This is a genomic window from Ktedonosporobacter rubrisoli (assembly GCF_004208415.1).
Classification (GTDB): domain Bacteria; phylum Chloroflexota; class Ktedonobacteria; order Ktedonobacterales; family Ktedonobacteraceae; genus Ktedonosporobacter; species Ktedonosporobacter rubrisoli.
In genome coordinates, this window is sequence record NZ_CP035758.1 from 1,235,891 (window position 1) to 1,260,265 (window position 24,375).

Consider the following 24,375-nt stretch of genomic DNA (forward strand, 5'->3'; position numbering starts at 1 on the left):
AAGGATTCGTCGGCCCGCCATCGCCAGGGTAATAAGCAAGCATTAGAAGATGTTTGCACAGGCATCCGGGAGGTTTTTACGTACATGGCTAGATTCGAGCAGAAAATCGTCATGATTACCGGAGGAAGTACAGGCATTGGGCAGGTCACTGCGCTGGCCTTCGCCCGTGAAGGAGCTAGCGTTATTATTGCCGGTCGTAGGGCTAGCGAGGGTGAGAAGACAGTTTCGCACCTCAGAGAGCAGGGAGCGCAGGCAAGCTTTATTAAGACAGATGTCACAGTTGAGAGCGAGGTAGCCCACCTGATCAAAGAGATCGTCGCCAGCTATGGCCGCCTGGACATTGCCTTCAACAACGCCGGCTATCTGGGAGGGAAGGGACCCTTAATCGAGTTGACGGAAACCGATTGGGATACTACTCTCGATATCAACCTCAAAGGCACCTGGCTCAGCATGAAATACGAAATTCGGCAGATGCTAAGGCAGGGCTCGGGCATCATCGTCAATATGTCCTCAAATATAGGCGGCCACGTAGCCAGGCCGATGGTAACGCCCTATGCCGTCGCCAAGGCTGGCGTCCGCATGTTAACCCAATCGGCGGCACTTGAATATATCAAGTCAGGTATTCGTATCAACGCCGTGAGCCCTGGTCCGATTCGCACACCTATGTCCAGGCAAGCCAACGAAACTGATGAGCAGCGCGACCAGCGTGTGGCCACTTCTTCGCCTCTTGGGCGCGTTGGCCAGCCTCAAGAAGTGGCCAACACCGTACTCTGGCTCAGTTCGCCCGAGGCCTCGCTCGTCGTTGGGCATGACATCGTACTCGATGGCGGCTTCACCCTACAATAAGCGCCTGCATTCCAGGCAGCATATTTTTCCGGGATGGAGAGAGATTTATAGGTGCTCATCCCAACCTCTCTCTGTTCTAGCTCCAATAAAAAACGCTGCCGAAATGGCCGGATACGAAACCTCAGCCTAAGCAAAGGTGAGCAGGGCAGCGCTATATGCGGGAACCGTCACGAACGCCATCCCATCTGTTACGGGTAACTGTTCGATCTGGCTAGCTGACCAACTTCCATCGTCACGTATACCCGCACCCGCCACAGTAATCTGATCTTGATTATCGACGGAGGGAGCCTGCAAGCGTAAACACTGCGCCTGCAAATAGGGTCTTCCGCTAACAACTTGCAATTTGTAGCCTTGCGCCCCCTTATTAACCAGAGCAACATAGAGCTTGCCATCTCTGCCATGAATAGCATGCACAGCCAGGTTGAAAGAATCTGAGACAGGAGGGGCCTGAACTGGAATGCTGTAACCTCCAGAAGTGGTAGCTTGCCGGAAGAAAAGCATACCATAATAGGTAGCCTGAACTACCAGCGAATGTGCATCTCCATGCATAGGAGAGGTAGCATCTCCACGAATACCTCCGTGGAAATTTAAGCCGACAGCACCGTGTTCCAGGGCAAAAAAGAGGTAATCGGCAGTCCATAAGCTCTGCCCCAGCGCCTTACCCACCTCTGGTATGGGCGAATCCGCCATGGAATTCGTCTCTGCAAGCTGAAGAGGCAAGCCTTGCGCTGAAGAGGCGCTATGGAGGCGATCAATCCAATCAATCATCTCTTGCCTCAATTCTGGACTTAAGATAGTGCCGATTGTAGGATGATCCTTCGCATTGGTTGGATAGAGATGATTAGCCGCGATCTGAATCTTCCCGCCTTCATCCTGCATGAAATTGGTAAACCACTGATCATTTTCGGTGCAACAAGTATCGGGCCCTTCAATCACAGCATGAGAGGCGCTGGCCTTAATCTTATTATATTCTGCCTCCCAGGTTGCGCGGAACTGGCTATAGGTCGTGCCTACCGGCATATCGATCTCAGGCTCATTGCCAATAGCAATTGCTAGCAGCGGCGAATTACCATCTTGGCCAATCTGCTCAGCAAGCTGGAGCGTCGTCAATGCCTCTTCGGCTGCCTGTTCTGGTGTCATGTGCAGGCTGACTCCCCAGATAACTTTCCAGCCAATGCTATGTGCAAATTCCAACAGTTTCTGTATCATTAGAGGCGTTACTGTAGCAGTATCCTCCAGTTCTGCCTTTGGACAAGGCCGTGTGCTTTTACTATCCCAACCAGTCGCTTCGAGACTGGCCCCACCAATGCGAATGGTACCGCCTGGACCCAGGTTTTTGATTATGTTTTTCATCTTCGCCTGGTTGCTATCCAGCAAAAAATTGCAAACATGATATGTTTCCAGACTAAGGCTAGCAAAACCAGGGCGCACACGCTTATAGCCTCCGGTTAAGCTATCGGGCCCGGAGAGATTAGCTTCTTCAGTCTGCTCATTTTTGCCAGCTGGATTCTGCATATTGCCAACAACTATATTTATGGGATCTCCCTGAGCAGGTCGCGCAGGGGCTAAATCTGGAACTTTGATTGGCTTTGATGCTATTGCCCCTGCTGATGCTTTATCTCGCGGCGAATCGGCAAAAATCGGCACCGGACTGATATCAATAAGAACAGGCATCAGGAGCAGTAGTGTAAGCATCCAGGTAAAAATGCGCAAGTTCAGGTATTTTTGGCAAAATTTCAACACTATACGCTATCCCTTTCCAGATTGGAGAATTTATAAGCTCTTGATAAGAACCTCCTTAAATAACTGCTAAATGTCTCCTCTTCTTGTTGCCCAAATAGATGAAACATCGCTATTTCAAGGATTGCCTGGCCCTTAAACTTCTTTTAGGACAAGCGCTTATATACTTCAATCATCAGCATTTTCTCTTATAGTGAGCTAGCTAGAACTTAACTCACTATAAGAGTTTCAATTCCAAACAATAGCTTATAGAGTTGCACATAGCCAAATATAGCTATTGCTGCCTATAGAGGCACAAAATATTTTTCTCCTGTTGAGCTTCTGAAGAGCAGAAAAGATGGTAGTAAAAATGCGCAAGATAGGGCTAAAATTTTTAGATAAGGGCAGAAAGTTTCCGCTTCTTGCTCAGTCAATTGGAATAGCTATGCAGAGACATAAAGCACAGAGAATTGGGTAGCTTCCCCGACATCCACGCTATGACGGCACCACTAGAAGTAAATCAGAAAATAGCGCTGGAAGCTACTCAATAGCAATAATGCTGATAAACAGGAATTCTAAGGAGGAAACTTTCATGCAACTGACAACACATGCTGCCCCAAACACAAAGACCGGCCTCTGGATCGGTCGAGCGCTGAGCGCACTCGCCATACTATTTCTCCTCTTCGACGGTATCACCCATGTGATGCAGGTAAGCGCAGTTGCAGAATCAATGCAGCAGCTTGGTTACCCGGTGAGCCTGGCCTTGAGCCTCGGCATTATTGAGCTCGCATGCATTGTGCTCTACATGTTTAGGCCCACCTCCTTTCTTGGCGCAATCTTGCTAACCGGCTACCTGGGTGGAGCAATTGCCAGCCACCTGCGCCTTGGCGATCCACTGTTCAGCCATGTGCTCTTCCCGGTCTATCTCGGCATCCTGATCTGGAGTGGCCTCTACCTGCGCAGCGAGCGTCTGCGCGCACTTTTCTCGTGGCAACGCTAGCCAATCAAGCTACAAGCTAAAGTTGAGCTGGAAAGAGCCTATCACCTTGAGAAGCCCGGCACGTGGAGAGGACGCAGCAGGCAGGACAATCCGGGCTTCTCAAAAACTTCTCACAAGTCCCCGATGAGGAACAACTCTTCGGCATCAGAACTTCGCAGCAAACTCCTTACATCTCCCCTGCGCGCCAAGCTCATAGACGCCACACAGTCGCATCTTTAAATACGACTTCTGTCGGATTTGCATTTGCAATCGCCCGCAGACCAAGTTCATTATTGTAGGTATTGTAGTCGGTACCATCAATCACGTGGCAGGCCTGCTGCGCATTGACATAGCCAGCAATATTGCTTCCCTTACCTGTGATGGCTACAGTATTGGTCTCGCCTACTTCCTTACGGATAGCGGGTGATGTACCTTGAGCCAGAATCTTGCCAGACCCATTAGAAGGCGAAAAGGCACGTAGAGTATAGCTACCATCCCGACAAAGTTCGAAGAAATAGAATGATCCATCATAATTCCCGCGAAAACCAATTCCGCCACAGCCGCCCTTAAGGATCGTCATCTGTACCTGCATTGTCATATCAATTAAATTGTGCTCACCAATGGTAACGCAATTAGCCATACTATTGGGAGTCGATGCCTGCACGTTGTAAGCCATCCTGAGCAAAGAAAGTACAGTCTCCATACTGGCGCCACTCGCTATCATTTTGATCAAGCAAGGAATTATAGAACACAAATGTCCCCTGCCCCGGTATATATGTTGGATACGGATAAACGGCGTCAGCCCTAGCCTGAGCTGCATGATTTATAGTATCACTGGTAGCTTCCTTATTCGCAACAATCGTTTGAAAGCTACTCACCGTCGCAGTAGCCGCATCTCCGCTGATAGTTGCAGCCAGCTTTAACAACCCTGAAGCTTGACCAGTACTCTGTTGAAATGTGCGCAAGCTCCACAAACTTGCGCCAAGTAGGAGTACAGCTAATAGCACCAGTGCAACAGCAACAGGGCGAGAGCGCAAGCGTAAAGCTTTATATTTGTTTAGCTCCTTAGCGCTTGCCGTAGGAACAGGAGATGTTGCCAAGACATTGTTGGATGCATGAGAAGTAGCAACCTCATTTTCCTTGGTATTTCCAGCAGTTAGAGCAGAGCTAGCATTTGGAATATTATCTCCATTTTTATTTATAGGCGTCTCTTTATGTATAATGCTATTATCTTCAAGCGATTTTTTAAAGGCCTGCGAGAAATGCGTAACAGAAGTGAAGCGCTCTTCTGGCTTTTTCGCCAGGGCACGCAGAATCATCGCATCCAGAGCCGGTGTCACACGCGGATTGAGCCCGCCTGGCGCAGCCGGCTCCTTCGTAAAATGTTGGTTCATAACCTCTACCATTTCGCCACGAAAAGGAGGCTGTCCGGTGAGCAGTTGATAGGCCATTACTGCAAGAGCGTACTGATCAGTCGCAGCCGTAGCCCGACCCTTCCACTGTTCAGGCGCCATATAGACTGGCGTGCCACGGATATGCATACTGCTGTAGCTGGTAATCGAGCTGATTTTAGCAATGCCAAAATCAGTCAGCAGGAGATGAGGGCGCTCTGGCTGTTCAGAGCGATATTGAATCAGGAAATTTTGCGGCTTGACATCCCGATGAATAATCTGGTTATCGTGTGCATATTGCAGTGCAGAGGCAGCCATTTCTACAAGATAGGCAATCTCCGTGGGCGGGACCAGGGGCTATTCTTTCTACGCGCTAACCAGGTGGCCAGAGAGCCCTCGGGCCGATAGGGCATAATCATATAAAGCAGTTTGCGTTCTTGCAAAATCTCTTCACCAAAATCATAAAGAGGTAGAATATGTGGATGATCAAGAGCCGCCACAATCTTCATCTCACGTAGAAAGAGACGTATATCATTCTCTAAAGCCTTATCGCTGGCCATTTCTTCAACAAAGCTGTGAATTACCTTAATAGCAACCTGGCGCTTAATACGCGTATCTTCAACCAGGTAGACTTCTCCCATGCCGCCGCGACCAATCAAGCAGGCAATGCGATAATGGCCAAGCTGCGTCCCTGCAAGAAGCATAAAGTTACACCTTATTTATTATGTTGTAGAGATAATTGCGCCTGGAGAAAGCCAGGGCTTCTATAATCATAACACAATACGCGGCTTAAAATGAAACAAGATATAGAATATAATAATAAGGCAATTGCATACTAAGCGTCTGTGCTTTGCCTTACATATTTGCCCATTGTCTGCAAAGTGGGTGAGATGAGATAAGTGAGGGACAGACCACGAGCTGATCTGGCTAGACGCGCGTTACTGTGATTCCCAGGTTGCGATAAGGAGCCAGCAATTCCTCAGCAACTTCGCGCTCAGTAATGATCTCGGATAGCTCTGTTAGCGGGCCAATGCGATAGGAGGAGGCCGTATTGAGCTTCTCAGGCGAGACCAGGGCAATTACTTCAGCGGAGCGCTCGACCATGGCTCGCTTGAGATAGGCCTCTTCCAGGTGATTTGTGCTAATCCCCATGTCCGGGTGCAAGCTACAAATGCCCAAAAAGTAAAGATCGGCTCGCACCATGCTTATAGCTTCTAAGGTGGCGGTGCCAACCGTGACGATGGAATGCTTCAATAGCTGGCCTCCCAGCAACAGGACGTCAGCGCGAGGATGCTCGGCCAGGGCTACGGCGACCGGAGGACTATTCGTAATGACAGTCACCTGCAAGTCGGGCATCAGGTGTTGCGCTACCAACAGATTCGTGGTGCCGCCATCAAGGAAAATTACCTGTCCCGCTCGCACCATAGCGGCCGCGGCCTGAGCAATAGCTTCCTTGGCCTGGGGAGCCTGTTCCTGCCGAGCCGTGAAGTTTGCTGTGGCCGGCGAGCTGGGCAGCGCTCCCCCATGTACCCGCACAAGTTTGCCGTCCTCGGCCAGGTCGCGCAGATCGCGCCGAATCGTATCTTCCGAGAGCCCCAACTCTTCACTCAGTCTCCTGGCGACAATCTTGCCATCGCGGTGCAGCATATTCAATATATACTGACGACGTTCTGCTGTTAACATCCTTTTCTTTTCCCCGATCGTCTCTAGAATTCACGAAACTGCATGGTTTTTGCAGCAACCTTCAGGTTTTTCATTGACGTTGTAAATTTCTGCCTGTATACTGAGCTTAGTATAGTATAGCACATTCGTTATTTCTCTTGAAGCTGCGTTATTTTGCATCTATGGATGAGATTCAAGCTTAAAACTGTGCTTCACTAGAAAGGATACGCACCATCAAGGCATTTGAACTCCAGGGCTATCATCTTGATGCGCTCCGGCTTAACGAACGAGCGGTGCCGCAGCCTGGCTCACAAGAAGTGCTAATTAAAGTCAAAGCTGTAAGCCTCAACTTTCGCGATGCGCTGGTGGTCCGGGGCATCCTGCAACCCAATCTCTCTTTGCCCGCCGTTCCTGTTTCCGATGGCGTCGGCGAAGTGGTAGCGCGGGGCAAAGCAGTGAAGAATATTCAGATTGGTGACCGAGTGGCCGGCATTTTCGTGCAAGAGTGGCTGGCAGGAAATCTGCAACCGGGCATGCTCCAATCAACGCTGGGTACGCCGCGTACCGGCATGCTCCAGGAGTATGTTGTGCTCCCGGAGGCGGGAGTTGTGCGCGTGCCAGAGCATTTGAGCAATGTCCAGGCTGCCAGTTTGCCGATTGCCGGTGTGACCGCCTGGCATGCATTGATGGAGGCTGATCAGGTCAGGCCGGGCGAGATAGTTCTCATTCAGGGAACAGGAGGGGTTTCGCTCTTCGCCCTGCAATTTGCCGTCCTGGCCGGGGCAAAGGTGATCATTACGTCGCGGGATCAGGGAAAGCTAGCGCAAGCCACCTACCTGGGCGCGGCCACAACTATCAATGTACGAGAAATTCCAGCCTGGGATCAATATGTGCTCGATCTGACGGATGGGCGCGGCGTTGATCACGTCCTGGATGTGGGCGGGACGGCTACCATTGAGCGCTCACTACAGGCAATTCGTCACAACGGGCACATTCACCTGGTCGGCGCGCTAGGAGGCATGCAAGCAATTCTTGATTTACCGTTGCTCTTTAATAAGAATATACGCCTGCAAGCTATTCAGACTGGCAATCGGGCCATGTTTGAGGCGATGAACCGCGCCCTTAGCAAGCACAAGCTCAAGCCCATCGTCGGGCGCACATTTCCCTTCGAGCAGGCGCCTCAAGCCTTTCAAGCCTTATTTGAGGGCAATACTTTCGGTAAAATTGCCATTCATCTATAGCGATCTCTGAAAATCAGGTACGGGCGGGCAATCAGCCGCTTGCGCGCTTCCAGGTGATATACTCATGATAGTATATAGACTAGAGCTAGCGCCAGAAAGGATACGAGAGGCGTGAGAGAACAAAGCGCAAAGAGAAAACGCATCTTGCTGACGGGTGCCGCAGGTGGAATCGGTTCTGCCTTCTTCAGAAGCAGCGCCGAGCAATTTCATTTTCGCCTGGCCGACCGCAATATAACAGCCCTGGGTAAGCTTCAAGCTGAAGGGCACGAAATTGTCGAGCTAGACATTGCCGATCTGGATGCTTGCCAGCAGGCCTGCCGTGACATGGATATAGTTATCCATCTTGCCGCCGACCCCAATCCCGAGGCAGATTTTCTGGGCTCGCTGCTGCACAATAATATTCAGGGAACCTATAATATGTTCCGCGCGGCCAGAGATCAGGGCTGTCAGCGCGTCATCTTCGCGAGTAGCGTCCAGACTCTTCTTGGCTACCCAGACGATGTACAGCCACAGGTTGAATCGCTGCTGCGGCCCGTGAATATGTATGGTGTAAGCAAATGCTTTGGCGAGGCGGTGGCCTACTATTTCGCGCATACCGAAGGCCTCTCTAGCATCGTTGTGCGTATCGGCGCCTATGATACTAATGGCACAAAGGCCCAATGGCTTCTACAGCACAAACCCCATATCAATAACCTGAGCGGCTATGTCAGCGAGCGCGATTTAAACCAGCTGCTCACGCGCTGCATTGAGACGCCAGATATCTCCTATGCGATTGTTCATGGCATCTCAAACAATCTCTTTAAGAAGTTTGAAATCGAAAGCACGCGCGCGCTGTTGGGCTATGCTCCTCAGGACGATGCCTTCAAGCTCTTTAAAGATCAATTACAGGGCTGGCTACAGGACTAGCGCTCACCAAATGCGGAGGATAGCGCGGCTGATGGCGGCAAATCTAACCAGGCATAAGCACGGCATCCGCTTGAGTATGGGAAGCCTTACAGGCTGCGCTCTCTTCTTTGGCCTGACATAGAAGGTTTCCCACATAATACTATATCTTGACCTACTCCGGCTGGAAATCATGCTCCGTTTCAGTGCTGCTTCTGGCCAGGAGATTGAGGGTGTTCATGAACTGCGCCATATCAGCGAGCACACGGCTTAGCTCGCGCTCCCCCAACAGCGCACTTAGCTGTTGCTCTACCTGCTTAACAATAGCATCGGCTTCTAACAAACGTTCGCGCCCATAAGCCGTTAAATGGGTCTCTATGATACGCCCACGGGTCTGGGCATGCCGCTCAATCATGCCCGTGGCTTCAAGACGCTTGAGCATGGTCGTCACGGCTGCCGGGCTAATCTTGCCTTGACGGGCTATCTCGGCACCCGCTACGCCTGGATGTTCATCAATAAGATGAAGGATTGCCCATTGTGCCCCGCTGAAGTTGATGGGAGCAAGCACTGCATTAAGAGCTGCCTCAACTGCCCGAGCAGTCTCATGTAAAGCGCTAAGAAGCGGAAGGCTGTCTTTTTTCGAGCCTGTGCCTGGCTTCTCTGCTGTCCTGTCAGCCCCCATATGCTGAGTTCGATCCATCTTGCGCTTCCCTTTCGGCTTTCTTTGTTCACTTATTCTATCCCCAGAGGCATGCTATCAGCAACTGGTTGACAAGTCACATATTAACATGTTAATATACATCCAGCAAACATATTAATATGTTAATATAGGTAACCAAACAGGCAAGTTAACTCTATATAATCATAGGCCAGGATCGGCCCAAGCAAATATGATCAGAGAAGGAAATAATAGATGGAGATTACTCCCAGCGTACACAAACTAGAGTCTACCAGAGGCAGCTATGCCTATTTGATCCGGGAAGCTGAGCCAATCCTCATTGATACCAGTTTTCCAGGGCGCGCTGGCGCTATCCTGGCAGAATTGGAGATGATTGGCCTCAAGCCAACCGATATTGCACATATTCTCCTTACCCACCACGACGGCGATCATATAGGCAATGTGCGTGCATTGCAGCAAGCATCAGGCGCACAGGTCTGGGCCTCACAGGAAGACCTACCCTATATCCTCGGTCAACGCTCACGTACGGGCATCAAACGACTGATTCAAGCGCTGATCAAGGTAGAGCCTCCGCAGGTTGATCAGATATATCAAGCGGAGCAGAAAATCGGGCCGCTAGAAGTTATCCCGACACCAGGGCATACCCCTGGCCACGTCTCTTTTCTCTACGGTGACGTCCTCTTTAGCGGCGATCTCGTTGTGAATAGAAAGAATAAACTGCGTACGGCACCGGCTGTACTCAACTGGGATAGGGCGGCATTAAAGCGCTCTCTCCGGGCGGTTCAACATCTCAAGTTCAACTGGATCTGCCCGGCTCATGGAGAGCCCTTACAGCGCGCTTCGCTCTGGGAGACGCTAAGCGACTAAGATATCGGCTCTCTAGCTCGCGCACCTGGCTGGCTACGAGAGCCTTCATCAATAATCTAGCAATATATCAGTCAATCTTTACAACTAGCGACACATTCAATACTTTATTTATCTAATATATCAATATAGCAAATTTAAAGATTATCCAGATCAGCAAAGCCATTTCACTGTCTCCCAACAGTTTAAACCGTCTCCCTAAGGCAGTATAAGTGAGCAAGAGAGCTGAATAATGTGGTACAATAGAAACCCTACAAATTTTTGTCGCTCTTCATAAAAGGAGAGGCTATCTGCCTCTATGATTTCGAGAGCAGTATACAAAAAAATAAGGAGTAAGTAATAGCAATACTAGAAGGGATTTCTATAATGACACTTACGATGGTCGTTCTGGTGGTAGTAGTAGTTTTCGCTGGAGCACTGATGCGCGCGACATTTGGCTTTGGGGAGGCAGTGATAAGTATGCCGCTGCTAGCCTTGTTGCCCATCAGCCTGAATACCTCAATCTCACTCATAGGGTTGGCCGGACTTACTGTTGCCGGTATGACTATCACTTCTGGTTGGCGCCACATTGATCGCCAGGCATTGATCTGGCTGAGCGTTGCAACACTGCTTGGTATCCCGGTTGGATTGGCCCTGGTTAAGTTTGCCCCGGCAGGGATTGTCACAAAAACGCTGGGCATCTTCTTAATTATTTATAGCCTTTATTCGCTAGTGCGTGGCCTGATCGCACAAGCAGCGTTGCCGGCCTGGTTTAATAACAACGGCTGGATATTTCCCTTTGGTTTCGTGGCCGGAGCATTGGGCAGCGCTTATAACGTCACGGGCATCCCGGTCGTGGTTTACGGCACGCTGCGCCGCTGGAATCAGTCCCGCTTTCATAGCACGTTACAGGCACACTTTCTCGTGGCTGGAATCTTTGTAGTGATTGGCCAGGCGCTGGGCGGCCTCTGGACTGCTAACTTATTTATGCTCTACGGCCTCTCTTTGCCAGCGATCATAATCGCTACGCTTCTAGGGCTATTCCTCCATCGACGTATTCCTGCCGATAAGTTTAAACAATATGTGTTCTTCATCATTATGGCCCTGGGGATTTTGCTACTAGTCAATCCAGCCTGAAGACAATTTCAGCAAATGGAATGCAAAAGGGAATAAACACCCTTTTGCTATCGTTTTATAAGTCACTAATTAAAAATAAAGGAGCTTCCCATGAGCGATTTTAATCAGCAGATAATCGAAGAGTTTCATGCCAATGGCGGCAAAGTCGGAGGATATTTCCAGAATGCCAAAATGCTGCTTTTGACAACGACAGGCGCAAAGAGTGGTAAACAACGTGTCTCGCCGCTGGTCTACACCACTGATGACGAGCGCCTGGTCATCATTGCTTCCAAGGGTGGGGCCCCTACCAATCCCGATTGGTATCACAATCTGCAGGCCAATCCTGTGGCAACAGTTGAGGTGGGCACCGAGAAATATCAGGTGCGCGCAAGTGTGGCCGGCCCGGAGGACCGCGACCGCCTGTATGCAAAAATGGTGGAAATAATGCCAGGATTTGCCGAGTATCAGCAGAAAACAACGCGCAAAATCCCTGTCGTTCTGCTCGATCGCATCGCCTAAGAGGCCGCACCATTCAGGCTTCTCCCGAGCGCTGAATCCATAAAAAAGCACGAAGAGGTATTTAACCATTGCGTCACGCCCTCTTCGTGCTTTTTTTATAGGCGAAAGGCCAGAAAGTCCCGAAGCTGAAGACTTTGGGGATGAATGGTCCTTCTTCGCAGACTATTGTTCCATAGGTGTTAAGAATACGACCCGTCGCTTACCCAGCTCAAAGCGAGACAGGCGCCGGTAGGCTTCGTGCTGCACCTTTTGCTGTTTTGAGGTGACCAGGGCAACTATAGCATGCGTTGCGAGTACAGGCAACAGGGCTGTCAGAAGTTGGCGCACCGGCTCTAGCACCTCTCCAGGGGCTGGCTCGGCGGATCGCCAGGAAGACTGTTGTCCATAGGGAAGATCTGAAAGCACAATGTCCACAGTCTGCTTGCCAAGCTTTTGACATAGAGCACTTCCCGCAGTAGCGTCGGTGTGAAAGAGTGTCGCCGAAAGCTCATGCGTCTTGAGCATTACTTGTAGGCGCTGCCGTAAACGCTGAACGCTGTTGATCGCCTGCTCATAGGAAGCTCTTCCGTACTGTTCAGCACGTGTGCGCAGTTCGGCGCAACGCTGATTAAGCCCTTCAAGTGTCAACAGCGCCATATTGCGTTCGGCTAGCTTGAGGGCCTCCGCATCAATATCTGAACCGATAAGATGCCTGATTACAGACCAGTGTAGATACCCAATGGCGCTTAAGAGGGAAGCACTGCCACAGCAGGGATCATAGACGACACAAGGGGCACTCATCTCTTGCCTTGTGCGCAAGGCAAGGCAACGCTGAAAGATCTCGCTGGCCAGGCGAGGCGGAAAAGCTGGATGTCCGGGCAGACTATAAAATACCCTTCCGGTAGCAAAATCTGAAAAATCCTGGTTCTCGCGGGCAAAGTGGTACGGCATACATCTACACTCCTCTTTCACACCTAGTTCTGTACAACATACCACACCCCCAACGTTCACGCAAAAAACTCAACCGTTGCAGACGCGCGCTCCCTACAATCTTTGGAGGCCTATTTCAAACGTTTATGACACAAGGGACAGGTTAACATTATCGCCAGGCAAATGATCCCCAGCAGAATTTATGGTGGCCTCAAGCATCTGCTGTTAGTACCCAAGTGGGCTTCATGGAGTGTAAGTGGAACGTCTTCTCGTAAGCTTAGAGAGCCATTCTAGAGCTGGACGCTTGTTTCCCTGCTCATATTCCTATACACATAAATTTTCAAATATACCCTTTAATATAATAGAATGACTGGAATTCCCGTGATTTCTCAGGTATACTTTTCTCAGAAAGAGAGCGAAGCCCACGCTTCCCTTCTCAAGCAATGAGGCCGTCCTGGCTCTTCTCACCAGAGAGCGAAGCCCTTTCTTCTCTGTAGTGCATCCTTTCGGAGGACAAGACACTTGGTAGGGAGGATTTCCGTCTACTTTCGGCGTAGCTCCTCCATGTGCTTCTCTCACCACAACCCAGGAAGGATGGTTGCATGCATCTCTCATTTCGATTCTCGCTAGTTCGTCTTCCACTCTTAGGTGCTACCCTGCAGATTCAAACCGCTAGCTTAGAAGCTCCAGGAGATGTGTCATGATAGCGCTTCTCCTCCTCGGTTTTTTCCTTAGCCTGGATAATTTCCGAGTATCAATTGCCCTCGGGGCTTTTCAGTTCAAATGGAGCCGCGCCCTGCGAACAGCGGCAGTGTTCGGGTTCTGGGATGGCATCTCTCCTCTGATAGGCGCGCTGATCGGGCACTACCTTGGGCAGGTGATTGGCCCGCTTGCCGACATCGCGGGACCAATTGTGCTCGCTGGATATGGCATATTTCTGATCGTGCGGAGTTTGCTGACCCGGATAACAGAGGAGCCGGAGCCGAATGAAGGCATAGTGCTCCTGGGTATGCCTCTCTCGCTGAGCCTTGATAATATGATCGCTGGCACTGGCCTGGGATTGTTTGGCTTTTCCCCCTTGTTCTCAGCAGTGGTCTTTGGGGCGATCACGTTCCTGATGTCGCTCATTGGGCTGCAACTTGGGAAATTCATAGCCCGCTTCATCCCGGTACGTATCAATCTCATCGCCGGCATAGCGCTCTTAACCGTGGCGATCTGGCTGGGAGTGCCCGCGCTGCTGGGGGGAAATTAAGAGCTGCCAGGATCTTCTTCTCTGGGAAGCTCCTCGGCTCGACTCTGTACTTTTATGCACAGCCGGGACCAGTGGACATCAAACCAGCGGAAACATTCTAGGAACCCTTGCCGCCGGCCACAAACTCAAAACTGCGCTTGAGCTGCCGTGGCCGGCACCCTTCCCATTCTACATTTTCGTACCCCAGGCGCTCAACAATTTCAAGGTAGCCACAAAATCAGCTTGCTGTATCTCCACGAGCATCTGTTGGTAGAGCTCTTCGTAGTCCTCCACCACGCCTACCCACTTGCGGATAAAGGGGGCAAGAGTTCGAGAACCTCTTTTCGCATCTTCGATAAAATCTCGTCCTTCAGGTGTCTCGGCTCTATAATGTAGTTCGTATACCTGCATCTGTACGTCCTTAAAACCATACTGGCTCAGTAGGCGGACGAGCTGGCTGCTCACGCCATCAGGCTCGGGCGTAAAGAAATGCCCAGATTGATAAAAGGCTTGTTGCAGCAACTGGGCCAGCTTCAGACTGGCCGAACTACTGCTCTCAATCATGATATCCCCCTCAGTAAGCCGGGCGATGCCGCCAGGACGTAAGACCCGGCGAAACTCACTGAGCAACTTGGGCCACTCCCAGGTCCGCAAATAACTCATGCCAAAGCGCTGATTGAGCAGATCAAAGGAAGCATTGGGAAACTCAAGCATGCGCAGAGCATCCATCACCTGGAACTCGACCCGCTCACCAAGCTGCAACTCTACAGCTTGCCCGCGCGCATAGTCAAGCATATTCTTGCTGATACCTACCCCTACGAGTCGCTTGAGGTTAGGGTAGGTCTGTGCCATCTCTATAAGCCAACCACCTGTCCCACACCCCACATCCAACACCCGATGAAAACGCGCGGGATCGCTCTGCTCCGGCAAGACTCCTCCCATGCCCGCTGTGACCATCTTATCTTGAATGCGCAAGCGCTCCAACTCCTGCTCATTGGAGCGATCCTGCACAAAATACGTGTTCGGCTGCTCGCCTGATTTCTCCTGAGAATACGTCATCGCTTCCTGCTCCTTGTTCTCTTCCTTGCTGTGGTAGAGCCTTTTCAAGGCTCGTCACATTATTTCGCGAAGTTCTCTCTGCCTTTGAAAGCCCTTAGTATATATGAGGATCAATGCTATATCTTCGTACCCCAGGCGGTTACCAGATTCCAGGTGGCGGCAAACTCAGGCTGCTGTATCTCCACAAGCATCTGTTGATAGAGTTGCTCGTAGTCCTCTACCACGCCTACCCACTTGCGGATAAAGGGCGCTACCGTCCTGAAGAGGTACTTTGCGTCCTCCCCGCCATCCAGCCCCGATGAATCGTCATTTCGGAAATGCAGCGAGTGCCTTCGCGTTTGCACGTCTTTGAAGCCATATTGCGTGAGTAGGCGCGCGAGTTGGCTGCTTACGCCATCATGCGTGGGAGTGAAGAGGTGTCCAGCCTGGTGAAGTGCCTGCTGCAACAATTGAGCCAGCTTCAAGTGAGCCTGGCCAGTACTCTCAACTATCGTATCGCACTCAGTAATGCGAGCCACGCCTCCCACACGCAGCACCCGGCGAAACTCGCTGAGCAGCTTGGGCCACTCCCAGGTGCGCAGATAGGAAGATCCCAGACGCAAGTTGAGCAGATCAAAGGAAGTATTGGGAAACTCAAGCATGCGCAGGGCATCCATCACCTGGAACTCGACCCGCTCGCTCAAGTGCAGTTCACTTGCCTGTTCGCGCGCATAGGCAACCATACGCTGACTGATATCCACGCCAACCAGGCGCGCAATGCCTGGATAGCTCTGCGCTACCTCGATCAGCCAGCCTCCTGTCCCACATCCCACATCCAGAATGCTACGAAAATGCGCTGGATTGCTCTGTTCCGGCAGCGTGCCACCCATGCCAATGGTAGCCAGGTGATCCTGAAGGCGCAAGCGGTCCAGCTCCCTCTCACTAGTACGGTCCTGCACAAAATATGTACTGGGCTGCTCGCTTGATCCTGCTGACAATGCCATAGCGTCTTGCTCCTTATTCTCTTCCTTAATAAATACTATGGTGATCCCGCAAATAGTCCTGTAAGCTGATCTGCCCATATTATATCCAAGCTCAAGAATTCTGTCGAGCATGCTTTTAAGTGCAGCCCAGAAAAAATCTGTTTGATTGGGCTATACTTACTCTTACTGGCCTTTGCCAGACATCATAGATTTCCCAAAAAGAATTCGTGAGGACAGACCATGCATACTATTCATACAGTTGGCCTGGCTATCTTTCAAGATGCCCGGCTATTACTTGTTCGTAAAAGAAATACCATGAAGTTTATGCTACCAGGCGGTAAAATTGATCCAGGCGAAAGTGAGACCGAATGTATCGTGCGCGAAATATATGAAGAACTGCAATCTCACGTGCAGCTAGAGACATTGCGTTTTCTGGGAAACTACACAGATCTTGCAGCAAACGAGCTGGATGCAATGGTAACAATGAAGCTTTATACGGGGCAAATAACCAATCCTCCTCAACCTTCACGGGAAATTGAGGAAATTTACTGGTTCGATAGAGGACAGCACAATGGAGGAATAAGTATTGCTCCGCTGCTAGACAACCAGATACTACCATACTTAATCGCTACACATTATCTCTCTTGAGCTGTCACAATGATGCAGAATAAAGCTATGCAATAAGTGGCGTTCTAAGCTTTGTGAAGCGCTCAACAGTGAGCGAGCCCGCAAAAAGTCACCGAAGTTATAAGCAAATATTAGTAAAATGCGCTTCTAGAGAGAGTAAGCGATATGTTATAATAATTGCTGGCAGTATGTTATAATAATTGCTGGCAGAGCAAAGCTTTCCAGCCTGAAACTTTGCTACGATGCGAGGTTGCTAATTGACTCTGCCGTCTAGAGGAGCATGAGTTTCCTGCAGTTGAGTTCGCTGTCTCAAGAAAGGGTTCTACAAAATGGGCGAGAATGCTACTACGTTTAATTCTGACGCATTTGATCTTGATATCCGTATTGCTTCTATTGGAGATACAAGCCTGGATGCTGATAACTTGACTACATACGGAATTCCTGCCGATCAACTAGCTGGCACACGCACAATTGTCTACTCAACAATTCCCTCTCCTTGTTGGCGCTCCGACGTATGTGGGTACAGAGACCGTGGCAGCCGATGAGGCATTAGCCCAAGCTCTGTACTTACATCGGCATAGTACAACATCCCCTGAGCAGGCGCCCTGGCTCAGGGGATGCTTCTATTTAGCTTCTTGCTTGATGAGAGAACGCTTTAAGCTCCACCTTCAACCATGCGTGAATATAACCCCTTCCCTGGCTTAAGGTTTACGGCATATCTTCATCCCTAAGCGGCCTGTCCTCGTCCCTAAGTTGTGTATTTTCCCCACGAATGGGGACATCACCCGAGCTCTCAATGCGCGGCTCTTCTCGTCGGACAGACTCAGTAAAACGCTTCTCTTCCTGGACAGTGCGCTTGCCAATCGTAACATCTCCGGTCTCTACAGGAGTCTTCGTCACGTTAACTTGCTCTTCACTGACAGGGATACGTATTTCTTCATCCTGGCCAATCGGAGTTTGCGATACACCGGGTTGTGTTGCAGCATGGCGCTCAACAACCACTTCCTCATGTGCAACAGGCACATCGATACTTTTTTGCTCGGTCACAACTTCCTTATGGATCCTGACTTCACCGGCTTGCACATTCTGCTTTTCAGCTCCGAGCCGCTCTTCACGCACAGGGATATGGGCCTCTCCGGTATCCGAGATTCGCCCTTCCTGTGTACCCGGCCGGACGTAGCCTTCGCGCTCGCGTGTTTCGGCAGGTTGGGTGCGCATCGTATCTGCCGGTTGACCGGCCATAGCAGCCGTGCCTGCAGCAGCTCCAGCGGCAGGGCCGGCCATTGCATCTGTCCCTTGGCTCGTACCTTGACGATCGGCGGCGCCTGTTCCCTCGCTTGTACTATAGGCGGAGCCTCCGATGCTACGCAGGATCGACATTGCATTCCGCTCATGGCCCGGGGACCTCACAGCGACAAGCGGATGGTTCGTTTGATACTCGTGCGCATAGTAATTGGCCACATTTTCTGGTATACCCATGCTTACCAGATCCTCGGCGATATCTGATGGGGAGATCGCTTCATCACCCTTCAACCAGCCCTTTAAGCTGTCAAAGAAACCGCGATGGGTCGAATAGCTAATCTCATCACCGGCAAATCCAGCATCTCTGAGCGCGTGTATGGCCCTCTCTGCCATCACATTGTCATTAAAGCTGCCAACAACGACAGATGAGTAATGCATTGTCATACTTCTCTCCTTCGAAAATCTTTCTCACGCGCCTCTCATCGCATCAGCATTCAGCCAACTTTGATCAAAAGCTTCATCGCTTTTTACTGCTTGCTTCCGTACGTTATGCACACGAACCATACTATAAAAAGGTAACGTCCTTCTTATTATCTAAACCCCTGTGTTACTTCTCATGCTTCCCTTAGCGATGGGAGGGAAAGCCACTATCTGAGCCGAAAAAAATCGTTCCACCCCTACTCTTTTCTAGTAAGGATGGACGAGTATATGCATTTTCAGCAGCATCATCAGCTTTTTTGAATGTAAGTACAGCCAGAATAAGGCCAGGCTTCAGATCGACAGTGGCTGTAGAGCAGGTATCAAGCTCTTATACACAAGATTTTATGGACATTACAGACGAAATCTTGGTAACGTTAGTTGGGCACTAGCTCTGCGCTTTCCGTTTGAGTTCCTGCAGACGGCGCATAGCATAGCGCGAATAGAGCATAGTCCAGAGCAGGGTGCCAACGACTACGACTATCCAGATGGTAGAGGTAACGACCATAGCACGAGCCGTGGGCAAGACCTGCACCAGCACGATACGCAGCAACAATTCACCAAGCAAGGCCAGACCCCAGACCAGGGTGGCCAGACGATCTATATGGCGTGCATAGGGATACTTCGCCTCTGCGTTATAGGCAGCGATGCGAACAGGATCGCGCCCGGCCATGAGCTGGCGGCCAATATAGAATAGCGCTGGTCGCGGGAAGAAGAGGGAGATAAGGCAGCAGAGGCCGAGCGCACCGCTGAAAAATGAATCTTTCAGGAGCATAAATCTTGCATCACCCCCGCTCAGAATACCAGCGATACTCGTAGCGGTGCCCAGAAGCACGATAATGGCAAGAATATCGAGGCTGCGCTTCCATAGTAAGCTAACAATGCTATCAACGATGGGAAAGAGAGAGGCAGCGCTGAGGGCCAGGACATCGGAGATAGCTATGAAGCGTTTGAGGAGAAAGTAGAGACCTAGAGGGAGAAGCACGTCAAGGATAATTCCTGGTAACAAGCCAACAATATTGAGGTCCCATGTGATCTGAGCAGGCTCCAGCGAGGAAGTTGCTTCCTGCTCATCGAGGCCACCTTGTTGCTCGGCACTGCTTTGCTTGTGATTTTGCCCGCTATCGCTATTGGGCTTTCTCTTATAATTCATTGCGCCTCCAAGTGCAGCTAAACGAGATTCAGGCTAGCAGGCAGCCCCGGCTAGCCCGAACGGGCCTGGCTTATTGCCTACATACAATGGCTGCTAGCGCTCTAGCATCCAATCCCACAAAATCTCTTTATGCTCTGAGAGCTCTACGCTCCAGCAAATCCGCAAGCGCGGCGGCCCGCAACCTCCCATTCATAGGGACTGCACATCACAAACATTTGCGAAATTGCCTGTCAAGCTACTGGATGAAGGGTCATTGGCAGGCCATCGCGCGGACGTAAGGTAAGCAACGGTGCCATCTCTATATGCGCTCCCGGAACCAGGCGCAAGCGGTACTGCTGCAGCACCGTAGCCAGGACGAGCCGGCTCTCCATCAAGGCAAAGTCGCGCCCAATGCACAGGCGTGGTCCTCCGCCAAAGGGAAAGTAGGCATAGTGGGGTCGCCCTGCCGAGCGCTCAGGCGAGAAACGCAAAGGATCAAACTCATCTGGCCGCTCCCAGAAATCAGGATGGCGCTGCGTGGTATAGGGGCTAAGAAACAGGTCGCTGCCGGCCGGAATATGGTAACCGCAGAGCTCATCATCTTCCAGGGCATGGCGGGAAAACGCCCAGGCTGGCGGATATAGGCGCAACGCCTCTTCGATCACCATGCGCGTGTAAGGCAAATTGGCAAGATCCTCGATGCTGGGAACACGCCCGTTCAGCGCGGTATCGAGCTCTTCACAGAGACGTTGCTCGGCATCTGGATGTTGGGAGAGCAGATACCAGGTCCAGGAAAGTGCATTAGCTGTGGTCTCGTGCCCCGCAATGAGTAAGGTCATTACGTTGTCGCGTACAAGCTCATCGTCCATAGCCGCTCCCGTTTCCTCATTGCGCGCCTGCAAGAGTAACGAGAGCAGATCGGGCGGACCTGCTTCCTCACTCTGCTGGCGGCGCTGCTTAACCAATCTTGTGACCACCTCTACCAGCTCAGTACCAGCAGCCAGGACGCGCCGATTGCGCGGCGTTGGAATGAAAAGGGGCGGAAAAGGTGCATTGGCATAGTCAGTGATGACCTGGTTGGCCTTAGTAAAGGATTGACCAATGGTCCTGGCATCTACATCAAGATCCGCGCTAAACAAGGTCTTGCCAGCAATGCGCAATGTAAGGCGCATCATTTCGGCCGCGATATCTACAGGTTGCTGCTGTCCGGCCAGATCCTGCCAGCGTTGCAGCATGGCAAGCGTGGCTTCGGTCATGAGCTTTCCAAAGGTGGCCAGGTGCTGTCGATGAAAGATAGGTTGCATCAAGCGCCGCTGCTCCAACCAGCTGGGGCCGTCGTCGGTTAATAGGCCTCGCCCCAGAAACTCTTTCAGGACACGATAATCGACGGCATCTTTGTTATAGTTTCGGTTGTTTTCTTGCAAGATACGTTTAACTCCATCGGGATGGTTAATCAGGTAAAACGTGCCAGGCAGGAAGCGTATACGTACAATATCGCCATACTGTCGGATGAGCGCCTGAAGAAATTCCAGGGTGTGATGCTGCATAGCGTTAGTGTTGCGAAACACGCTCGAAAGCGGCGTCCCTGGCGCCAACCTGCGCTGTTTAGGAGCCGATACAGGTTGTTTCACGCTTGGCGAACGGGCAGGCATTATATCATCTCCTTTAATTAATAACTTTCCGGTCAGTTATTATTTTAGAATAAAGGAAGATAGATTGTCAAGGCTTGACAAGGCAATGAGGATGCAAGAGGTAGCTAGATAGCTCGGTCCTACCTACTAAGACTTTAGCCTTGAAAATTATATTAGGGTATGTTAATATCCAAGTAATCTAGTCAGATATTAGTATATGCTAATATCTGGGACTGGAGGGCATTGAAGAGCGCTTATGCCTTTAGCCGAGAAAGAGGTGAGCAATTTATATACCATCTGCTCTCTCACATGTATGTCAGGACTACAGGACATACATTCGACTTGTAGAACGGGGTAAATATGTCCTGATGGGTAGAGGCAGGGCACTCAACACATCTATTTGTAGCACCACACGTTAAGGAAACGAAAAGGGCAGTCATGAAGACACGCAAACAACTTTTAAAGGTACGCACCTTTCTTAGCACAATACATCTCTGGTTGGGTCTGATTCTGGCCTTATTCCTACTTATTGAATCACTAACCGGAGCTATTTTAGTATTTCGTAACGACATCGATCATCTGCTTTATCCACAACTATTTAGCGGGCATCCTGGTACATTGAGCTACGATGCCATCAAATCTACCACACTCAACGCTTATCCGGGATACAAGATAGGCTATGTAAGGAAACAGATACAAGATAATGTCTACCAGGTAGGGATAAGCGGAGAAGAAGAACTGATTGTCTATATTGATGCCGGAACACATAGCATACTGGGAACCATGAGGACAGAAGAAAGCTTCACTGGCCTGCTGACATACATTCATGATGGAGTGATCATCAACCAGCTTTCAATAAGCCTGACCGGTCACCTGGTCCCCGAGCTATCGAATTACATCATCGGCATACTCGCACTAACGCTGCTGGCCCTCTGCCTCACTGGTATCTATATCTGGTGGCCCAGCTTCAAGAAATGGATTCTGGGCTTCACCATTCGTTGGAAGCGGAGGAGCTGGTATATCCGTCATTATGATCTGCACAAAGTTGTTGGCGTCTGGACCTTGCCTTTTCTGCTCATGTTTTCCATCACAGCCCTCAACTTCGCCTTCCCTAAGCAGATAGCTACCATCTGGTACGCAATTACCTTCAGTCAGCCGCTGGCCGAGCCGGCCCTGGTATCGGCAGTCCCTTCGAAAGCTGCCAGGCCCCTTGATAGCCAGACCTTAAAGGCAAGGGCCGTAGCGGTGACGCCTGGTGGCGTGCTCACATATATGTACATACCCGCCGATAAGCAGGAAATTGCCATATTTGGCTTCTCGGTCCCGTATGATCCGCGCCAGGGTTCAGCTTATGATGGGCAGGCATTTGTCTATCTCGACCAATACAGCGGCAAAGTACTCATGAACTCAGATCCACGCGCTATGACCTGGAGTCAGACCATCTACTGGGATTGGTTCTTCCCCTTGCATGCGGGATCATTTGCCGGGCTGCCGGGTCGCATCCTTACCTCTATAGCCGGGCTTGCCCCTGCGTTTCTTGCCGTAACAGGCATATTCATTTGGTATCTGAAACGAGCTCCGCACTGGAAACGCCGGCGCTCGCAGCTCGCCAAGCGTAAAGAATCCAGTAGCCAGAAAACATTTTACTGGCCAGCTAACCAGAAGGCAGCCGAAAAGAGCTTACTGACGTCACAAGAGGATTAAGCGAAACAAAAAGCTAATCCGACAGCCTGAGGAGCCGCGAGGGCAGGTGAGCTCACTCCACCTCACCCTTGCGGCATACTTACCCACTAAATTTGCGCGTATACAACTGGAGCAAACCACAAAACGTCGCTAGCTCTCAGCAGCCACAGGTACAATATGTCTGCCGCGTATCACAGTTATCGCAGGTAGCGTGACACGACCAGCAAGTCGTACAATTGGTGGGGAAGTACGTATCCGCTGGGCGAAGCGCGTCTGTGGGAAGGTCTGAGATGCGCACATCCAGCTCAAAGTCATCCCCAACACTCATCAATTCATCCAGCATCACTGATACACCCATGTGCAAAATCCTTCCTTCATAGAAACCAGCAACAAGCAGAACAGAACACCTTGCAAAGCTCAAGGCATTCCCTCTATACAGGATACTAAGACCTGCAAATCGAAAAGTCCCAATCATTCTCGTCGGGACCCGCTGATGGCCCGCCCGCGAAACAAAAAGCGGTGTGAGTGTGATCTAGCGTCAACTTACTCACCCCAAAGTGCCGTTATTGGCTGCAGCAAACTCTTGACAAATGTTCTAAAAATATGTTACCATTTAGTCACATATGGAAGAGGAATTTACCTATATCTGGAAGGCGCTGGCAGATCCCACCCGGCGAACAATCCTGGACCTGCTCAAAGAGCGCCCACATACTACAGGAGAACTTAGCTCCTTGTTTCAGGTCTCACGCTTTGCGGTTATGAAGCATCTAGCCGTGCTAGAGCAAGCTGGCTTAGTCATCGTCAAACGAGCCGGCCGCGAGCGCTGGAACTATCTCAATGCTATTCCTCTCCAGCAGATCTATGAACGCTGGCTAAAGCCCTACGAGGCCCGATGGGCGGCCTCGTTTCTGACAATGAAACGCTATGTAGAGACAAACGAAGAAAAGGAGAATGCAATGTCTACATTAACTAGCGCTGTCAAATTTGTACATATCGAGATGGAAATCCCGATCAAGGCCAGTCCGCAACGCATCTTCAAGGCCCTCACCTACGATATTGCCGCCTGGTGGGATAGAGAACATTGTACCTATCATCAGGGCCAGATGGTGCTAGAGCCGGAGCTTGGTAAGCGTTATTATGAGAAATGGGCAGGCGGTGAGGCTTTATTCGGAATTGTGACGCTGATCGAGCCTGATAGGGTGCTGGAGCTAGAAGGCACGCTCGGTATGAATAAACCTGCGCAAGGTGTAGCACGCTATGAGCTCATCGCCCAGGGTGAGACAACACTAATGAAATTTTCGCATCATGCCTTTGGCGATTTCACGCCGAATACGCAGCAGGACTTCGAAAGTGGCTGGCGAAATATGTTCGAATATTGCCTGCGCCCGCTACTGGAAAAGGAGGCGGACTAGCGCGAGGCAGACCATACAGACTGATAAAGCTGTCTGCCGGGAAAAACTTGGGCCTTTACTCTGACGATATATGCTTTTCCTACTACAACTGCAAGGGCGAAATGTGCATATCGCCCTTGCACTTAGCTCGTCA

24 protein-coding genes are annotated in these 24,375 nt (G+C 50.7%); 11 read left to right on the top strand and 13 right to left on the bottom strand.

What is annotated here, in order from left to right; genetic code table 11:
- The first annotated feature begins 84 nt into the window (after window positions 1–84).
- On the top strand, window positions 85–846 hold the full coding sequence (locus EPA93_RS05660) for a glucose 1-dehydrogenase (protein WP_129886114.1): 762 nt from the start codon (window positions 85–87) through the stop codon (window positions 844–846).
- A gap of 126 nt (window positions 847–972) precedes the next feature.
- Here the strand turns inward: EPA93_RS05660 and EPA93_RS05665 are convergent, their stop codons facing one another.
- Window positions 973–2,589 (bottom strand): glycosyl hydrolase family 79 C-terminal domain-containing protein, encoded by a 1,617-nt coding sequence (locus EPA93_RS05665; RefSeq protein ID WP_129886115.1) that lies wholly within the window; start codon window positions 2,587–2,589, stop codon window positions 973–975.
- A 568-nt stretch (window positions 2,590–3,157) separates the two neighbouring features.
- Here EPA93_RS05665 and EPA93_RS05670 point away from each other — a divergent pair.
- Entirely contained in the window at window positions 3,158–3,565 is a 408-nt protein-coding gene (locus EPA93_RS05670; RefSeq protein WP_129886116.1) for a DoxX family protein, read from the top strand.
- A 190-nt stretch (window positions 3,566–3,755) separates the two neighbouring features.
- Here EPA93_RS05670 and EPA93_RS05675 read toward each other — a convergent pair whose 3' ends face one another.
- The 4 genes from EPA93_RS05675 to EPA93_RS05690 all read right to left on the bottom strand — a co-directional run bounded on the left by EPA93_RS05675 (window position 3,756) and on the right by EPA93_RS05690 (window position 6,618).
- Complete coding sequence (locus EPA93_RS05675; RefSeq protein ID WP_129886117.1) at window positions 3,756–4,208, bottom strand: hypothetical protein; 453 nt, start codon at window positions 4,206–4,208, stop codon at window positions 3,756–3,758.
- Entirely contained in the window at window positions 4,186–5,253 is a 1,068-nt protein-coding gene (locus tag EPA93_RS05680; RefSeq protein ID WP_129886118.1) for a serine/threonine-protein kinase, read from the bottom strand. Before EPA93_RS05680 ends, EPA93_RS05675 begins: the two co-directional genes overlap by 23 nt.
- A gap of 2 nt (window positions 5,254–5,255) precedes the next feature.
- Window positions 5,256–5,639, bottom strand: coding sequence for a serine/threonine protein kinase (locus EPA93_RS50250; RefSeq protein WP_129886119.1), 384 nt, complete (start codon window positions 5,637–5,639; stop codon window positions 5,256–5,258).
- A 223-nt stretch (window positions 5,640–5,862) separates the two neighbouring features.
- Window positions 5,863–6,618 carry a DeoR/GlpR family DNA-binding transcription regulator gene (locus EPA93_RS05690; protein ID WP_129886120.1) on the bottom strand — a complete coding sequence of 252 codons (756 nt, stop codon included), beginning with the start codon at window positions 6,616–6,618 and terminating at the stop codon, window positions 5,863–5,865.
- A gap of 272 nt (window positions 6,619–6,890) precedes the next feature.
- Between EPA93_RS05690 and EPA93_RS05695 the strand changes: the two genes are divergently transcribed.
- Together EPA93_RS05695 and EPA93_RS05700 are read left to right on the top strand one after the other, a co-directional pair.
- Window positions 6,891–7,838, top strand: a complete 948-nt coding sequence (locus tag EPA93_RS05695) for a zinc-dependent alcohol dehydrogenase family protein (protein ID WP_207229454.1) — start codon at window positions 6,891–6,893, stop codon at window positions 7,836–7,838.
- 111 nt (window positions 7,839–7,949) lie between these two features.
- Window positions 7,950–8,744 carry an NAD-dependent epimerase/dehydratase family protein gene (locus EPA93_RS05700; RefSeq protein WP_207229455.1) on the top strand — a complete coding sequence of 265 codons (795 nt, stop codon included), beginning with the start codon at window positions 7,950–7,952 and terminating at the stop codon, window positions 8,742–8,744.
- Between the two features lie 151 nt (window positions 8,745–8,895).
- Here EPA93_RS05700 and EPA93_RS05705 read toward each other — a convergent pair whose 3' ends face one another.
- A complete protein-coding gene (locus tag EPA93_RS05705) occupies window positions 8,896–9,420 on the bottom strand; it encodes a MarR family winged helix-turn-helix transcriptional regulator (protein WP_129886122.1) in 525 nt (174 codons plus the stop codon).
- Between the two features lie 213 nt (window positions 9,421–9,633).
- On the opposite strand from EPA93_RS05705, the gene EPA93_RS05710 reads away from it, so the two are divergent.
- The 3 genes from EPA93_RS05710 (at window position 9,634) to EPA93_RS05720 (ending at window position 11,877) form a co-directional block, all read left to right on the top strand.
- The gene (locus tag EPA93_RS05710) at window positions 9,634–10,266 is read left to right on the top strand and encodes an MBL fold metallo-hydrolase (RefSeq protein ID WP_129886123.1); all 633 of its coding nucleotides are present in this window, start codon (window positions 9,634–9,636) and stop codon (window positions 10,264–10,266) included.
- Window positions 10,267–10,629: 363 nt separating this feature from the next.
- The gene (locus tag EPA93_RS05715; RefSeq protein WP_129886124.1) at window positions 10,630–11,379 is read left to right on the top strand and encodes a sulfite exporter TauE/SafE family protein; all 750 of its coding nucleotides are present in this window, start codon (window positions 10,630–10,632) and stop codon (window positions 11,377–11,379) included.
- 90 nt (window positions 11,380–11,469) lie between these two features.
- Window positions 11,470–11,877: a nitroreductase family deazaflavin-dependent oxidoreductase gene (locus EPA93_RS05720; protein ID WP_129886125.1), complete on the top strand. Its 408-nt coding sequence runs from the start codon at window positions 11,470–11,472 to the stop codon at window positions 11,875–11,877.
- 162 nt (window positions 11,878–12,039) lie between these two features.
- On the opposite strand, the gene EPA93_RS05725 is transcribed toward EPA93_RS05720, so the two are convergent.
- Complete coding sequence (locus EPA93_RS05725; protein WP_129886126.1) at window positions 12,040–12,807, bottom strand: hypothetical protein; 768 nt, start codon at window positions 12,805–12,807, stop codon at window positions 12,040–12,042.
- A gap of 679 nt (window positions 12,808–13,486) precedes the next feature.
- Between EPA93_RS05725 and EPA93_RS05730 the strand changes: the two genes are divergently transcribed.
- Window positions 13,487–14,038 (top strand): manganese efflux pump MntP, encoded by a 552-nt coding sequence (locus EPA93_RS05730; protein WP_129886127.1) that lies wholly within the window; start codon window positions 13,487–13,489, stop codon window positions 14,036–14,038.
- A gap of 168 nt (window positions 14,039–14,206) precedes the next feature.
- Here EPA93_RS05730 and EPA93_RS05735 read toward each other — a convergent pair whose 3' ends face one another.
- Both EPA93_RS05735 and EPA93_RS05740 read right to left on the bottom strand, forming a co-directional pair.
- A complete protein-coding gene (locus EPA93_RS05735) occupies window positions 14,207–15,076 on the bottom strand; it encodes a class I SAM-dependent methyltransferase (RefSeq protein WP_129886128.1) in 870 nt (289 codons plus the stop codon).
- A 116-nt stretch (window positions 15,077–15,192) separates the two neighbouring features.
- Entirely contained in the window at window positions 15,193–16,059 is an 867-nt protein-coding gene (locus EPA93_RS05740) for a class I SAM-dependent methyltransferase (protein WP_165422901.1), read from the bottom strand.
- A gap of 219 nt (window positions 16,060–16,278) precedes the next feature.
- Between EPA93_RS05740 and EPA93_RS05745 the strand changes: the two genes are divergently transcribed.
- Window positions 16,279–16,686, top strand: coding sequence for an NUDIX hydrolase (locus tag EPA93_RS05745; protein ID WP_129886130.1), 408 nt, complete (start codon window positions 16,279–16,281; stop codon window positions 16,684–16,686).
- A gap of 687 nt (window positions 16,687–17,373) precedes the next feature.
- Here the strand turns inward: EPA93_RS05745 and EPA93_RS05750 are convergent.
- From EPA93_RS05750 to EPA93_RS05760, 3 genes are all read right to left on the bottom strand, one after another.
- Window positions 17,374–18,351: a YsnF/AvaK domain-containing protein gene (locus tag EPA93_RS05750; protein ID WP_129886131.1), complete on the bottom strand. Its 978-nt coding sequence runs from the start codon at window positions 18,349–18,351 to the stop codon at window positions 17,374–17,376.
- Window positions 18,352–18,772: 421 nt separating this feature from the next.
- Window positions 18,773–19,537, bottom strand: a complete 765-nt coding sequence (locus EPA93_RS05755; protein WP_129886132.1) for a VC0807 family protein — start codon at window positions 19,535–19,537, stop codon at window positions 18,773–18,775.
- A gap of 230 nt (window positions 19,538–19,767) precedes the next feature.
- Complete coding sequence (locus EPA93_RS05760; protein WP_129886133.1) at window positions 19,768–21,168, bottom strand: cytochrome P450; 1,401 nt, start codon at window positions 21,166–21,168, stop codon at window positions 19,768–19,770.
- A 417-nt stretch (window positions 21,169–21,585) separates the two neighbouring features.
- On the opposite strand from EPA93_RS05760, the gene EPA93_RS05765 reads away from it, so the two are divergent.
- Window positions 21,586–22,851, top strand: a complete 1,266-nt coding sequence (locus EPA93_RS05765) for a PepSY-associated TM helix domain-containing protein (RefSeq protein WP_129886134.1) — start codon at window positions 21,586–21,588, stop codon at window positions 22,849–22,851.
- A gap of 136 nt (window positions 22,852–22,987) precedes the next feature.
- On the opposite strand, the gene EPA93_RS05770 is transcribed toward EPA93_RS05765, so the two are convergent.
- Complete coding sequence (locus EPA93_RS05770) at window positions 22,988–23,188, bottom strand: hypothetical protein (protein WP_129886135.1); 201 nt, start codon at window positions 23,186–23,188, stop codon at window positions 22,988–22,990.
- A 265-nt stretch (window positions 23,189–23,453) separates the two neighbouring features.
- Between EPA93_RS05770 and EPA93_RS05775 the strand changes: the two genes are divergently transcribed.
- The gene (locus tag EPA93_RS05775; protein ID WP_129886136.1) at window positions 23,454–24,242 is read left to right on the top strand and encodes a metalloregulator ArsR/SmtB family transcription factor; all 789 of its coding nucleotides are present in this window, start codon (window positions 23,454–23,456) and stop codon (window positions 24,240–24,242) included.
- The last annotated feature ends 133 nt before the right edge of the window (window positions 24,243–24,375 follow it).

Bases quoted from the DNA above. Each gene is read 5' to 3' on its own strand.
- EPA93_RS05735 (WP_129886128.1), bottom strand. From the start codon at position 15,076: ATGACGTATTCTCAGGAGAAATCAGGCGAGCAGCCGAACACGTATTTT.
- EPA93_RS05740 (WP_165422901.1), bottom strand. From the start codon at position 16,059: ATGGCATTGTCAGCAGGATCAAGCGAGCAGCCCAGTACATATTTTGTG.
- EPA93_RS05750 (WP_129886131.1), bottom strand. From the start codon at position 18,351: ATGACAATGCATTACTCATCTGTCGTTGTTGGCAGCTTTAATGACAAT.
- EPA93_RS05715 (WP_129886124.1), top strand. From the start codon at position 10,630: ATGACACTTACGATGGTCGTTCTGGTGGTAGTAGTAGTTTTCGCTGGA.
- EPA93_RS05725 (WP_129886126.1), bottom strand. From the start codon at position 12,807: ATGCCGTACCACTTTGCCCGCGAGAACCAGGATTTTTCAGATTTTGCT.
- EPA93_RS05775 (WP_129886136.1), top strand. From the start codon at position 23,454: ATGGAAGAGGAATTTACCTATATCTGGAAGGCGCTGGCAGATCCCACC.
- EPA93_RS05730 (WP_129886127.1), top strand. From the start codon at position 13,487: ATGATAGCGCTTCTCCTCCTCGGTTTTTTCCTTAGCCTGGATAATTTC.
- EPA93_RS05710 (WP_129886123.1), top strand. From the start codon at position 9,634: ATGGAGATTACTCCCAGCGTACACAAACTAGAGTCTACCAGAGGCAGC.
- EPA93_RS05745 (WP_129886130.1), top strand. From the start codon at position 16,279: ATGCATACTATTCATACAGTTGGCCTGGCTATCTTTCAAGATGCCCGG.
- EPA93_RS05755 (WP_129886132.1), bottom strand. From the start codon at position 19,537: ATGAATTATAAGAGAAAGCCCAATAGCGATAGCGGGCAAAATCACAAG.
- EPA93_RS05690 (WP_129886120.1), bottom strand. From the start codon at position 6,618: ATGTTAACAGCAGAACGTCGTCAGTATATATTGAATATGCTGCACCGC.
- EPA93_RS50250 (WP_129886119.1), bottom strand. From the start codon at position 5,639: ATGCTTCTTGCAGGGACGCAGCTTGGCCATTATCGCATTGCCTGCTTG.
- EPA93_RS05770 (WP_129886135.1), bottom strand. From the start codon at position 23,188: ATGGGTGTATCAGTGATGCTGGATGAATTGATGAGTGTTGGGGATGAC.
- EPA93_RS05680 (WP_129886118.1), bottom strand. From the start codon at position 5,253: ATGGCTGCCTCTGCACTGCAATATGCACACGATAACCAGATTATTCAT.
- EPA93_RS05720 (WP_129886125.1), top strand. From the start codon at position 11,470: ATGAGCGATTTTAATCAGCAGATAATCGAAGAGTTTCATGCCAATGGC.
- EPA93_RS05705 (WP_129886122.1), bottom strand. From the start codon at position 9,420: ATGGATCGAACTCAGCATATGGGGGCTGACAGGACAGCAGAGAAGCCA.
- EPA93_RS05760 (WP_129886133.1), bottom strand. From the start codon at position 21,168: ATGCCTGCCCGTTCGCCAAGCGTGAAACAACCTGTATCGGCTCCTAAA.
- EPA93_RS05660 (WP_129886114.1), top strand. From the start codon at position 85: ATGGCTAGATTCGAGCAGAAAATCGTCATGATTACCGGAGGAAGTACA.
- EPA93_RS05670 (WP_129886116.1), top strand. From the start codon at position 3,158: ATGCAACTGACAACACATGCTGCCCCAAACACAAAGACCGGCCTCTGG.
- EPA93_RS05765 (WP_129886134.1), top strand. From the start codon at position 21,586: ATGAAGACACGCAAACAACTTTTAAAGGTACGCACCTTTCTTAGCACA.